This is a genomic window from Brevibacterium sp. CSND-B09 (assembly GCF_052906525.1).
Map to the genome: position 1 here is coordinate 3,396,422 of NZ_JBREGI010000001.1, position 12,032 is coordinate 3,408,453.

At 63.0% G+C, this 12,032-nt stretch carries 14 protein-coding genes and 1 tRNA gene; 10 read left to right on the forward strand and 5 right to left on the reverse strand.

The genetic code is table 11. The annotated features are described in order from the left end of the window. Positions 1–879 (reverse strand): ectoine/hydroxyectoine ABC transporter substrate-binding protein EhuB, encoded by an 879-nt coding sequence (gene ehuB, locus ACU4IU_RS15195; protein WP_139468822.1) that lies wholly within the window; start codon positions 877–879, stop codon positions 1–3. A gap of 116 nt (positions 880–995) precedes the next feature. Here ehuB and ACU4IU_RS15200 point away from each other — a divergent pair, with 116 nt between their 5' ends. The 8 genes from ACU4IU_RS15200 to ACU4IU_RS15235 all read left to right on the forward strand — a co-directional run bounded on the left by ACU4IU_RS15200 (position 996) and on the right by ACU4IU_RS15235 (position 6,780). Beyond that, a complete protein-coding gene (locus ACU4IU_RS15200; protein ID WP_139468821.1) occupies positions 996–1,754 on the forward strand; it encodes a GntR family transcriptional regulator in 759 nt (252 codons plus the stop codon). 71 nt (positions 1,755–1,825) lie between these two features. Continuing rightward, positions 1,826–2,344, forward strand: coding sequence for a pantetheine-phosphate adenylyltransferase (coaD, locus tag ACU4IU_RS15205; RefSeq protein ID WP_139468820.1), 519 nt, complete (start codon positions 1,826–1,828; stop codon positions 2,342–2,344). A gap of 3 nt (positions 2,345–2,347) precedes the next feature. Next, positions 2,348–3,538: an MFS transporter gene (locus tag ACU4IU_RS15210; RefSeq protein ID WP_139468819.1), complete on the forward strand. Its 1,191-nt coding sequence runs from the start codon at positions 2,348–2,350 to the stop codon at positions 3,536–3,538. 74 nt (positions 3,539–3,612) lie between these two features. Then, the gene (locus tag ACU4IU_RS15215) at positions 3,613–4,176 is read left to right on the forward strand and encodes a YceD family protein (protein ID WP_227492764.1); all 564 of its coding nucleotides are present in this window, start codon (positions 3,613–3,615) and stop codon (positions 4,174–4,176) included. A gap of 2 nt (positions 4,177–4,178) precedes the next feature. After that, on the forward strand, positions 4,179–4,382 hold the full coding sequence (gene rpmF, locus ACU4IU_RS15220; RefSeq protein ID WP_025777330.1) for a 50S ribosomal protein L32: 204 nt from the start codon (positions 4,179–4,181) through the stop codon (positions 4,380–4,382). A gap of 4 nt (positions 4,383–4,386) precedes the next feature. Next, complete coding sequence (gene rnc / locus ACU4IU_RS15225) at positions 4,387–5,091, forward strand: ribonuclease III (protein WP_025777329.1); 705 nt, start codon at positions 4,387–4,389, stop codon at positions 5,089–5,091. Between the two features lie 61 nt (positions 5,092–5,152). Then, complete coding sequence (gene mutM, locus ACU4IU_RS15230; protein WP_446657198.1) at positions 5,153–6,091, forward strand: bifunctional DNA-formamidopyrimidine glycosylase/DNA-(apurinic or apyrimidinic site) lyase; 939 nt, start codon at positions 5,153–5,155, stop codon at positions 6,089–6,091. A gap of 293 nt (positions 6,092–6,384) precedes the next feature. After that, the gene (locus tag ACU4IU_RS15235) at positions 6,385–6,780 is read left to right on the forward strand and encodes a DoxX family protein (RefSeq protein ID WP_139468817.1); all 396 of its coding nucleotides are present in this window, start codon (positions 6,385–6,387) and stop codon (positions 6,778–6,780) included. Between the two features lie 21 nt (positions 6,781–6,801). Here the strand turns inward: ACU4IU_RS15235 and ACU4IU_RS15240 are convergent, their stop codons facing one another. After that, positions 6,802–7,662: a CorA family divalent cation transporter gene (locus tag ACU4IU_RS15240; protein WP_180345616.1), complete on the reverse strand. Its 861-nt coding sequence runs from the start codon at positions 7,660–7,662 to the stop codon at positions 6,802–6,804. Between the two features lie 72 nt (positions 7,663–7,734). Next, entirely contained in the window at positions 7,735–8,208 is a 474-nt protein-coding gene (locus tag ACU4IU_RS15245) for a hypothetical protein (protein WP_139468815.1), read from the reverse strand. Positions 8,209–8,322: 114 nt separating this feature from the next. On the opposite strand from ACU4IU_RS15245, the gene ACU4IU_RS15250 reads away from it, so the two are divergent. Beyond that, positions 8,323–8,892, forward strand: coding sequence for a helix-turn-helix domain-containing protein (locus ACU4IU_RS15250; protein ID WP_446656052.1), 570 nt, complete (start codon positions 8,323–8,325; stop codon positions 8,890–8,892). A gap of 8 nt (positions 8,893–8,900) precedes the next feature. Further along, complete coding sequence (locus ACU4IU_RS15255; protein WP_446657578.1) at positions 8,901–9,767, forward strand: IS3 family transposase; 867 nt, start codon at positions 8,901–8,903, stop codon at positions 9,765–9,767. Positions 9,768–9,840: 73 nt separating this feature from the next. On the opposite strand, the gene ACU4IU_RS15260 is transcribed toward ACU4IU_RS15255, so the two are convergent. After that, positions 9,841–11,625 (reverse strand): BCCT family transporter, encoded by a 1,785-nt coding sequence (locus ACU4IU_RS15260; RefSeq protein WP_229664185.1) that lies wholly within the window; start codon positions 11,623–11,625, stop codon positions 9,841–9,843. 283 nt (positions 11,626–11,908) lie between these two features. Next, positions 11,909–11,981: transfer RNA gene (locus ACU4IU_RS15265), tRNA-Asn, on the reverse strand. Between the last annotated feature and the right edge of the window lie 51 nt (positions 11,982–12,032).

Below are 12,032 nucleotides of genomic sequence, written 5' to 3' on the forward strand. Positions count from 1 at the left end.
TCAGGAGTCAGCGGTGGGAAGTTCGCCCTTGCACAGCTGATCGGTGGTGATCGAACCGTCGGGGCGCTCTTCCTTCGTGAAGCCGTAGTCGCCGACGACGTCGAGGTACGACTTCTCATCGGAGACGATCTTCTCGAGGCCCTTGTTCCATTCGTCGCGCAGTTCCTTGTCATCTGTGCGGAAGACCGTGGCGCCGGCTCCCACCTGTGGGACTCCGTCGATCTCCTGGACGAAGGAATCGCTGACCTCGACCCCGGAATCCTCGGTGTTCTTCTCCATCCAGTTGAGCGAGATTGCGGTGAGCGCGAAGACGTCGGCGCGACCGGTGGTCACAGCGTCCATGCCGTCCTGCGGGGTGCCGACCTGCTGGGTCTTGATGCCGAGGTCCTTGGCGTAGTCGGACTCGATGGCGCCGGTCATGGTGGCGAGCTTGACGCCCTTCTCCTTGACGTCCTCGAGGTTCTTCATCCCGTCGAGCTTGCCCTCCTTGGTCATCAGGGCAGTGGTGTACATGAACTCGGGATCACCGAAGGCGGCCTGTTCGCAGCGGTCGGGCAGGATCGACATGCCGGCCGAGATCGCATCGAAGCGATCGGCGTTGAGGCCGGGGATGAGCGAGCCGAATTCGGTGTTGACGCCTTCGACGTCGTCGACGCCGAGCTCCTTGAACACGGCCTTGGCCAGTGCCACCGATGCTCCCTGGAGTTCACCGCCCTCTTCGAAGCTGTACGGGGCTTCACCGGCGAAGCCGACAGTGATCTTTCCGTCGTCGACGGCCTTCTGCAGGGTGGATTTGTCGGAGTCGCTTCCGCCGCAGGCACCGAGGGTCAGCGTCAGCGCGAGGATCGATGTCGCGGCGGCCAGTCCTTTGAGTTTCATGTGCTGTTCCTTCCTTGAACGTCGACACATCATCGTGACGTGCGTCTCTGAAACAGTATTCAATACTCATGTTGTCCGAATGTCACACTGTCTGACAACGTTATATGATCGTGACCGTGACGAATCCTCCTGCTTCCGAGCTGCCGGTGCTGCGCAAAGTGGTCCGGTCCTCGACGATCGACCTCATTGCGGACCAGCTGCGCAATGCCATCTACTCCGGTTCGCTCGAGCCAGGGCAGTCGATCAACGAGGTGCGCACGGCTGAGCTGCTCGAGGTTTCGCGGCCGTCTCTGCGGGAGGCCCTGCAGCGCCTCATCAGCGAAGGCGTGATGACGCATGCTCCCGGACGAGGTGTGCATGTGAGACGCATGCGCACGGCCGATATCGACGACGTCTATGCCGTGCGCGAGGCGGTCGAATCGCAGGCGGTCAGGCTCGTCATCAGGCAGGGTCGGTCCACGTCACGGATCGGCACGGCGCTGCGAGAGCTCGAGCACGCCATCGAGGACAACGTCGCGCGCACGATCGGCGACGCCGACCTCAACTTCCACCATTCGATCGTCGCGTGCTCCGGATCGGCGCGGCTGACCGACCTCATGAAGGTCTCGATGGTCCACACCCGGCTGCTGTCGCTGTCGGACAAGCGCGGCTATGAGGTCCGATGCGATGTCCTGGACAGTCACAGGAACCTCGCCGAGGCGGTCGCCGCCGGTGACGAACCCCGCTCCCTTGCCATCGTCGCCCGGATCATGGCCGAGGCGGCCTCCCGCCTGCACGGACCGGTTGATGATTTCGACGGGCAGGTGGTCAAAGGCACCGACGCTGAGACTTCCGCCGACGACCAGTGGCTGCGACTGCGGGAACAGACGCACTGACGGTCGCGACCTTACGTGTCCGTCACACGGATCTGCCCGCCTCTGATCGGGGCAGACGATACGATGAGGGCATGAAGGTCGTCTGCCCCGGTTCCTATGACCCGATCACCATGGGTCATCTCGATATCATCGCCCGCAGCTCTCGGATGTTCGAAGAGGTCGTCGTGGCAGTGGTCCACAATCCTTCGAAATCCGGTCGCTTCGACCCGGAGATCCGTGCCGACCTCATCCGCCGGTCCCTGGCCGAAGATGTACGCGCCCGGGAAGCGCAGAACATCACGATCGACCTCGTCTCCGGGGGCCTCCTCGTCGACTACTGCACGAGAATCGGCGCCCCCGCCGTCGTCAAGGGCCTGCGGTCGGGCACCGACTTCGCCTACGAACTGCCGATGGCGCTGATGAACAAGCACCTGTCCGAACTCGAAACGATCTTCGTCCCCGGTGACCCGAAGTTCGAACACGTCTCCTCCTCACTTATCAAGGAAGTCCACGGAGGCGGCGGGAACATCGAAGGCCTCGTCCCCACCTCGGTGCTGGAGGCATTGGGCGGCCGCGGACCCGCGGCCGCGAACGACGACAGCGTCGTCTGAGGGATGAGCGCAGCCGCCGATCCTGCCAATAGGGCCTGGTTCCCGGGCCTCGTCATCCACACCGTCATCGCGCACGCGACGTACAACGGCGTCCGCGTCCTCATCTCCTACCGCACTCTGGAGCTCGGCGGATCAGGAGTCGTCCTCGGTCTCATGACCGCGGTGTACTCACTCGTCCCACTGCTCACCGCGCTCTTCGTCGGCCGCCTCGTCGACCGCGGGTACGCCACGGCGGTGCTGTGGGTCGGCACCGCTCTGTCGATCCTGCCCGTCGCGCTCGCGGCCACCGCTCCCAACCTCGGCGTGCTCCTCATCGCCACGATGAGCCTGGGCTTCGGCCAGCTGCTCACCACGGTCGCCTCCCAGGCGCTCATCCCGCAGAGCTTCCCCGCTTCGAAGCTCACCGCGAAGTTCGGCCACCTCACCCTCGGGGTCTCGATCGGACAGACCATCGGCCTGCCCCTGGCCGGCATTGTCGCCGACGCCACCACAGGTGATACCGCGATCACGAACGCGCTGTGGTTCATGACCGCACTGTCAGCGCTGACCCTCATCGCCGCCGTCATCGTCATGCTCCGCGGCCGGACCCCTCACGTCTCCCGCGCCGAGGCGGCCGAAGGCGCCATCGCCCCGTTGGCTCTGCTGTCGGTGAGGGGGATGAAGCCCGCGATCTTCGCCTCCATGGCCACGCTCGCCGCCGTGGATCTGATGACCGCCTATCTGCCGCTCATCGGTCAGCAGAACGGACTGTCGGTGACGACGGTGACGTGGCTGCTCGCGGCACGGACCTTCGCCTCGGTGATCTCCCGGCTCTTCATCGGTTTCCTCACGCGGAAATGGCGGAATCTCTCCCTGCTGTGGACCGCCTCGGCGGCGGCTGGGCTCTGTGTGGTCCTCATTCCCGTGCTCAGCCAACCGTGGACGCTGGCGATCCTGCTCACGATCGCGGGCTTCTGCTTCGGTCTCACCCAGCCGCTGACGATGACCTGGGTGTCGACGCTCTCGGATCCGGCGAACCGGGCCGCGGTGCTGTCGATCCGCTTGGCGGGCAACCGGCTCAGCCAGGTCGCGATCCCATCGGCCGCCTCGGCGCTCACGGTCATCGCCGGTTCCGGGATCGTGTTCACGATCTCCGGCGCACTGCTCCTCCTGGCCGGCGGCGTCACCTGGCGCAACCAGCACGAGAAATGGTGAGCAGGAACACCTGCGCGGCGGGACGGACCCGATTGGTAATGGCCGCTGACAATGATTAGAATGGTGAGTCGCGTGTGAACGCAGGAGCGACATCCTCAAACGCACCAGGAGGACAGGGCATGAAGAACAGATCTGAATTCGTCTATGATCTCAGATCCATGGGATTGCTCGGTCATCCGGGTGAGTGGGAACGGGTGAACACCACCTTGTCGGCTCCAGCGGATCTCAAGATCGAAGTGATCGGGGTTGCGGAAGGTTCACCACTGACGCTCGAGCTGATGTTCGAGAGTGTGTCGGAGGGGATCTACGTGTCGGGCACAGTCTCGGCGACGGCCCGCGGCGAAGACGCAAGGACGCTCGAACCCATCGAGCTGCCTATAGATGTGGACATCCAGGAGATGTACGTCTATGAGCAGGCCGAAGGGGACGAGGACTCCTACGTCATCGACCGGGATCAGCTCGACCTCGAGCCCGCGATCAGAGACGCCGTCGTGATGGCTCTGCCGTTCAATCCCTCACGGGATGAGAGCGAGGAGTTCAGCTACACCCTGGGGGAGGACCTCGAGGTGGACGAGGACGAATCCGAATCGCCGTTCGCATCATTGAAGAATCTGTTGGAAGAGAAGAAAGAGAGCTAGACGTGGCTGTTCCGAAGCGTAAATTGTCGCGCAGCAACACCCGCCACCGTCGTTCGCAGTGGAAGGCCAAGGCTCCGAACCTGGTCAAGACTGTGGAGAACGGTCGCGTTGTGTACTCGCGCCCCCACCAGGCCAAGGTCGTCGAAGACGCAGCCGGCACCCCGCTGTACCTCGAGTACAAGGGCCGCAAGGTCGCTGACGTCTGAGACTGTGGACACTGACACCACAGCAGCACTGAAGAAGAGTCTCGGGATCGATATTGATCCCGAGACTTTTCGTCTCGCGCTCACGCACCGCTCCTTCGCCTTCGAGGCCGGTGGCATCCCCACCAACGAGCGCCTCGAGTTCCTCGGCGACTCCGTTCTGGGCCTCGTCGCCACCGAGTCGCTGTTCTACGACAACCCGGATCTGCCCGAAGGCCAGCTGGCCAAGATGCGTTCGGCCGTCGTCAACACGCGTGCCCTCGCGTCGATCGCCCGCCGACACGGCATCGGCGAGCACATTCTGCTGGGCAAGGGTGAGGAGCTGACCGGAGGCCGGAACAAAGACTCGATCCTCGCCGACACGGTCGAGGCCCTCATCGGCGCGACCTTCGTCTCCCGCGGACGCGAAGAGGCCTTTGCCTTCGTCCACCGCCTCATCGACGGAATGCTCGACGACGCGGTCAACCTCGGGGCCGGGATGGACTTCAAGACCACCCTGCAGGAGGCCGCTGCCGACCTCGACCTCGGCGCAGTGAGCTACGAGATCACCTCGGCGGGTCCCGACCATGCGATGGTCTTCACCGCCACCGCAATGCTCGGGGCGAACAACTGGGGCGCCGGCGACGGATCCTCGAAGAAGGCCGCCGAAGCCGCGGCCGCCGAGGTGGCCGTCAAAGCCATCCGCACCATCTACCCGGACTACCGGCGCTGAGCCTCACCGTGGTCTCTTTGTGCGCTCACGGGCGCATGCCTGATCGAATCGAGGGTCACTGATGCCTGAGCTTCCCGAGGTCGAAAGCGTCCGTCGCGGCGTCGACGAATGGACGGCCGGGACCACGATCACCGGCGCCGAGGTGGCCGACCCCCGAATCTTGGGCACGACGTCCCAGCGGCGCATCGATCCGTCCGCGGTCTCCGGGTTCGTTTCGGCCGTAACCGGGGCGCACATCCTGAGGGCCGAACGGCGCGGGAAGTTCATGTGGCTGAGCCTGGGAGAGGGGACTGATCTCTCCACTGCGGACTCGGTCACTTCATCTGTGCCGAGGCCCGAACTCGGCATCCTCGTGCATCTGGGCATGAGCGGACAGCTGCGCATCCACTCGCACGGCGAGGAGATCCACCGCCACACACGGGCGATTCTGCACCTCTCGGACGATGGAGGACAGCCACGAGAACTGCGCTTCGTCGACCAACGGATCTTCGGCCATATCGGCGTCCAACCTCTCGTCCACGGGTACGGACGGCTCGTCCCCGCCTCGGCGATTCACATCGCCCCGGATCCGCTCGAGCCCGCATTCGATCCGGAACGGGTCGTTTCGGACCTTGCGAGGAAGCGCACGGCGGTCAAGGCAGCGTTGCTCGACCAGACGTTGGTCAGCGGAATCGGGAACATCTATGCAGATGAGGCCCTGTTTCGGGCGGGAGTCCACCCTTTGGCGACACCCGCGCGGACACGGAAGAGCCGCCTCGTCGCGGTCCTCGAATCCGCGACGAAGGTGATGAGCGATGCCCTGGCCGTGGGCGGGACGAGCTTCGACGCTCTCTACGTCAACGTCAACGGCGAATCCGGATACTTCGATCGTGCCCTGCTCGTCTACGGGCGCGGGGGACAGGAATGTGTGCGCTGCGGGACCGAGATCGTCAAGATCACCGTCGGCGGACGCGGAACCCACTACTGTCCCGTGTGCCAGAAGCCCCCGCGGTATAGGTAGGCGGTGACGACGCTGGGGTGATCCGGCCTCCGTGTCTCCGGCACGGTGCACTCCAGCTGCCGAGAGCATCCCGCACCGTTGCTCGCAGTCCCTCGCCTTCGCCGCAAGTCCTACAGGCAACGGTCCATCGGTCACCGGCTGCGGCATTATGCACCGCTGCAGCGCGGTGAAATGCAACTCAGGGTGAGGGATGCCGGGCAGGAGAGGCTGTCGAGACCTCCGGCTGCAACGCAGTGAAGCGTAGACTCGGGCGAGAAGTCGCCACCTCGGCGCTCAGGCGGAGAGGAATGCTCATGTTCACGGTTCCAACGATCGCTGCAGGGATCGTACTCCTGCTCGTCAGGGCGGTTCTGACGGTGGCTTTCGTCCGCGAGTTCATGGTCAAGGCCAAGGATATTCCGCGGTTCGCCAAAGCGGATGGGCTCAACGTCCCGACTGCATGGTTCGTCACCATCGCCGAGCTCGCCGCCGCAGTCTCATTCGGCACCGGCGTCCTCGCTCAATGGGCCGGTCTCGGCGTCGTCGTGCTCATGCTCATCACGACGAGCCTGCACGTCTTCAAATGGCACTCGAAGTACTGGGCCTCGGCGGGCGGTCCCGAATACGACCTGCTCCTGCTGGTGCTGGCCGCGGTCATCACCGCGTTCGGTGCCGGCCCGATCGCCATTCCGGCGCTGTTCGGGATGTAGCCGAGACCGGGTTCGGCTGGCTCAGGAGGTGCGCGTCAGGCGGCGGATGAAGACGAGGGTCGCCACCGTGAGCAGGCCGGGGATGACGAGGCCGAAGACGATGAACGCGGGCAGGCTGCCCAGACGATCGAGCATCCACTGGAAGTTCATGCCGAAGAACCCTGTCGCCAGGGTCAGCGGCAGGAAGATCGTCGCCACGAGTGTCAGCCGTTCGGACACGACGGAGTCCTGTTCGTTGAGGATGTCGCCGAGCATCGCATACAGTCGCGTGGTCATCGACTGATTCGCCCCGAACGCCGCTGAAGCACGGGCGAGCAGCCGCTGATGGTCCTCGCCGAGGCTCTGCGCGAGTTCTTCCTCGTTCGACAGCAGCCTCTGTTGGGCCGCCTGGGTCTCACCGATTCGGAAGAGCTCGGCTCGCAGTCTCCCCATCGTCCGCCGCCGCGGTGAAGACGCGTAGCCCACGGACTGTGCTTCGAGCTCTTGGCACCGATCATCGATCTCGTCGAGTGCCTCTTCGCAGCGGCGCGCCACGATGAGGATGAGCTCGACGAGCACGGTCCACGTATCGCCGGCATCGGCAGGAATCTTTCCCGCGATGGAGTCCAGGGCCTTCTTCTCACCGATGACGAGCAGGCCGCGCTCACGGGCGTGGAGCTGCAGCGCATGGTGGGCACGATCCTCGTCGAGGACCTGCAGCACGAGGCTGATCTGGTCGTCGACGACCGCAGCCATCGGCCGCCTCGGCCCAGGATGTGCGGTGTGCACCGTCAGGTCGAGGCTATTGGCCGCCTCATCCGTCAGCTCTCGGTCTTCGGGGGTGGCGAGAACGCAACGTGTGTCGGCTGTGTGCTCACGCAGCGCCTCGATGCTGTCGATCACGATCATCAGTCTCGCCCTCCGTCTCTCGCCGTCAGCAGTGCCGCATGCGAACACAGTATCAAGACGTCAGTGTCAGAATGCCCTCGCAAGATACGCTTTGTGGCCGTCGATGAGCGCGCGTTGCGCCTCGGTGTGGTCAGGTGGGGAGAGAATATTCGCGGGGTTCGTCGGAGATAACCACAGTGAGTCGATTTCGACGATCCGACCGTCTCGCAGGCGCGCTGCCGCAGCCAGCCGATAGCGTGAACCGGGAACCGGTAGGAGGATGCGGTCGAGATCCCGCCAGGCGATCCGATGAGGTCTGCCGGTGAAGCCGCACCAGATGAACTCCTCAGGAGTGATCTCCAACCGGGCGCGTGAACCCATGTGGAAATTCACCCACGCGCCGATGAGCGCGATGACCGGTGTGAAGAGGAAAATGAGAAAGAATGGTTCGGCGAAGATCGCCAGGAGGATCACCGTGATGAACGCGAGAATCGCCATGACGACGAGCATCCAGCCGATGAATGTCGAGATGTTCCCCTCGCGTCTGATGACTCTGTTCATCTATCGACGTCCTTTCCCTCAGAACTACCTGACGGCGGCCCAGCAACCTCGCGCTGGAGTGGTCCCCGAAAGTTGGACTGTGATCAACACAAACCAACTTGAAGGGACCACTCCATGCGTCAGGACTGTCTGATCACCAACGACCAAGCTCAAGCCGCGATCGAACTCTTTAGCCAGGGCCTGGGTTACGCCGCGACCGCTACGAAACTCGACGTCCATAAACCCACACTCAAACTCCTCCACGACCGGTGGTTAGTGCGTGGAACAATATGGGCCATGGAACCGTATCAACGCCGCCGCATCCCTAAAGAGACGAAGATCGCGACCGCGAAACGGTACTTAAACGGCGAACACAAAGTCGAACTCGCCAAGGAACTCGGCCTGGCATCATCGCGTCCCATCCTGGACTGGGCCAAGGAGTACCGGAACAAAGGCGAGGACGCCTTCACCCCCCGCAAAGCATCGGGTAAGGGGAAGACAGCTCGGATGCGGGCGATCGACAACGGGCAGGACCCGGATGCTGAACAGGTCCCGGCGAAGCCGGACGTGTTGGCGAAGAAGGCTCGTGTCGAGGACATCAGCCTGGCCGAGTACCGGCAGTTACAAGACCGACTGCTGCGGGCCGAAGCGGAGAACGCGTACTTAAAAAAACTGAAGGCCTTGAGGCAGAACGGGCAGCTGTAAAAGCACGCATTGTTGCCAGTCTCAAGGCGAACTACCCTCTGCCCGTGTTGCTGCAAATTGCGGGTTTGGCCCGGTCGACGTTCTTCTATCACCAGAAACGCTTCGGTCAGAAGCCTGACCCGTATGTGCAGGTGAGAGGCCGGATCCGGGAGATCTTCACCGGCAGCCGCGAATGCTACGGGCACCGCAAGATTTGGGCAGTCCTGGTCAAAGAAGGCATCACGATCGCGAAGAAGACTGTGCTGCGGTTGATGCAGGACATGGGCATCAAGACCAAGGTGCGCAGGAAGCGGTACAACTCCCACCGCGGCACGATCGGCCGCGTTGCCGGCAACGTCCTCAACCGGGAATTCACCGCAGATGAACCGAATGAGAAATGGGTTTCTGACGTCACGGAATTTCCTGTGGCGGATCAGAAACTGTACCTGTCGCCGATCATTGATCTCTTCGATACCAGTGTGGTGTCGTACTCGATGTCGATGTCACCGAACCTGGCGTTGACGAACGAGTCACTGACGAATGCGTGTCAGGGGCTGCGGCCGGGTCAGAAACCGTTGGTGCACACGGACCAGGGGTTTCAGTACCAGCACGTGTCGTGGGCGGCGATCCTGGCCAAACACGGTGCTACCCCGTCGATGTCGCGGAAGGGAAACTGTTGGGATAACGCGATGGCGGAGAATTTCTTCGGGCAGTTGAAGTCCGAGATGTTCTATCTGCAGAAATTCGACTCGATCGAGGACCTGAAGAAAGCGATCGATGAGTACATTCATTGGTATAACTTTGAGAGGATCTCGATGCGACTAGGCGGCCTTGCCCCGATGGAATATCGGACCAAGACCGCCACAGCCGAACAGCCGGCAACTGCTTCATGCTGACCCCACAGCAGTCCAACTATTGGGGACCACTCCACGCGAGGTTGCTGGGCCGCCGTCAGGTAGTAATTGGGGGTTAGTTCTTTTCGGAGGTGTCCTTGTCCTCGTCCGGCTCGTCCTCGATCTGGAGTTCCGAGGTTTCGAGGCCGAAGATCTCGCCGTCGTACTCGTCGACCGCGGTGGCCACCGAGGTCTCGAGCACGTGTGCGGCCAGCTGCTCCTGGATGATGAGCGGATCCTTCGACAGGTCCTTCCACACAGCCACGCACAGCAGCAGCATGACGATGACGAACGGCAGGGCGGAGACGATCGTGATGTTCTTCAGTCCGTCGAGCGCCTCGGCGGGATCGGAACCTCCCGCCAACAGCATCACCGCAGCCACGGCACCGGTCGCGGTGCCCCAGAAGATCACGAGGCCCTTGCCGGGCTCCTGCATGCCGTTGGCCGACAGCGTGCCCATGACGATCGATGCGGAGTCCGCACCGGTGACGAAGAAGATCGCGATGAGGATGACCGTGACGATCATGAGGATGATCGCGATGAGGTTCGGCAACGGCAGAGCGCCGAGGAGGTCGAACAGAACCGTGTCCATGTTGATGTCCGGTTCTCCGTCGACGATGCTCGCCAATGCCTTGACCGTGCCCTCGCCGCGTTCAGCGCGTTCCTGGATGCCGATGGCACCGCCGCCGAAGATCGCGAACCAGATGGTCGAGACGACGGAGGGGACGATGAGCACGCCGGTGACGAACTGACGGACGGTGCGACCGCGCGAGATGCGCGCGATGAACAGGCCGACGAAGGGCGACCATGACACCCACCATGCCCAGTAGAAGACCGTCCACGACGACAGCCACTCATTGACACCCTGCCCATCGGCAGCGGTCCGTGAAGCCAGCTGCGGCAGATCCTGGATGAACGCACCCACCGAGGAGGGGATGACGTTGAGGATGAACAGCGTCGGACCGCCGATGAAGACGATGAGGGCGACGATGACGGCGAGCACCATGTTGATGTTCGACAGCCACTGGATGCCCTTCTCCACGCCCGACACCGCCGAGGCGACGAATGCGGCCGTGAGGATCGCGATGATGATGACGAGCACCGGTGAAGTGACCTCGGACATGATGCCTGCGGACTCGATGCCGCCGCCGATCTGGATGGCACCCAGACCCAGCGAGCAGGCCGAACCGAACAGAGTCGCGAGGATCGCGAGGATGTTGATGACCTTGCCGCCGATTCCATTGACGGCGCGTTCGCCGAACAGCGGGGTGAACATCGACGAGAACAGCTGCGAGCGTCCCAGACGGAACGAACCGTAAGCCACGCCGAGACCGACGATGGCGTACATCGCCCACGGGTAGAGCGTCCAGTGGAACAGTGTCGTTCCCATGGACGTGCCCATCGCCTCGGCAGTGGAGCCGTCGACGGTGTTCGGGGGAGGCGACATGTAGAAGAAGAGAGGCTCGCCGACCGCGGAGAACACGAGTCCGATGCCCATGCCCGTGGCGAACATCATCGCGATCCACGAGGAGGTCTTGAACTCCGGCTTCTCATCGTCCTTGCCCAGCGGGATCCGTCCGAATCGGCTGACGGCGACGACGATGACGAAGATCGTGAAGATCGTCGCGGCGATGACGAAGAGCCAGCCGAAGTTGTCCATCACTCCGGTCAGCAGCGTGCCAGCAACATTGCCGAGGCTGTCGGGAGAGACGAAGCCCCAGACGACGAATGCGACGGCGAGGATGCCGGCCGCGAAGAAGACCACCTTGTCCAGACCCTCACGTTTGAAGGGCCGGAGCGCGGTCGTCGGATGCTTCAGGTGCTCGATGAGCTCCTGAGTCTTTGTATGTTCACTGCTCATAGTGATCGGGCCGATCGGGGGCGGGTCCTCGGTGACACGAATGAGAACGGGCTGCCGCCTCGGCGTTCCTTCCTTGAATGGACTGCATCGGACAGGTGGCCGAAGGGATCCGAGCCGAGTGCACCCGAACACCTCTCACACATGATCATGACAGACCATGGGCGATGATGGTCGGAATTCCCTCATCTCGGACCACCATCGGTCGCCTTTCGCTGTGCTTCACCGTCACACAGGTGCGGTGAATAGTGAGGGGCCCTGCCGCGCACGACAGGGCCCCTTCCAGCTCCCCCGGCTGGGCTCGAACCAGCGACCCTTCGATTAACAGTCGAATGCTCTGCCAACTGAGCTACGGAGGAAAACGGCGCAGTCGTCTACGCACGAGGAGAAACTCTACCAAAAGATTCGGG

Excerpts from the sequence above, each read along its gene's own strand:
- ehuB (WP_139468822.1), bottom strand. The coding sequence starts at position 879 with ATGAAACTCAAAGGACTGGCCGCCGCGACATCGATCCTCGCGCTGACG.
- coaD (WP_139468820.1), top strand. The coding sequence starts at position 1,826 with ATGAAGGTCGTCTGCCCCGGTTCCTATGACCCGATCACCATGGGTCAT.
- ACU4IU_RS15210 (WP_139468819.1), top strand. The coding sequence starts at position 2,348 with ATGAGCGCAGCCGCCGATCCTGCCAATAGGGCCTGGTTCCCGGGCCTC.
- mutM (WP_446657198.1), top strand. The coding sequence starts at position 5,153 with ATGCCTGAGCTTCCCGAGGTCGAAAGCGTCCGTCGCGGCGTCGACGAA.
- ACU4IU_RS15235 (WP_139468817.1), top strand. The coding sequence starts at position 6,385 with ATGTTCACGGTTCCAACGATCGCTGCAGGGATCGTACTCCTGCTCGTC.
- ACU4IU_RS15245 (WP_139468815.1), bottom strand. The coding sequence starts at position 8,208 with ATGAACAGAGTCATCAGACGCGAGGGGAACATCTCGACATTCATCGGC.
- ACU4IU_RS15250 (WP_446656052.1), top strand. The coding sequence starts at position 8,323 with ATGCGTCAGGACTGTCTGATCACCAACGACCAAGCTCAAGCCGCGATC.
- ACU4IU_RS15260 (WP_229664185.1), bottom strand. The coding sequence starts at position 11,625 with ATGAGCAGTGAACATACAAAGACTCAGGAGCTCATCGAGCACCTGAAG.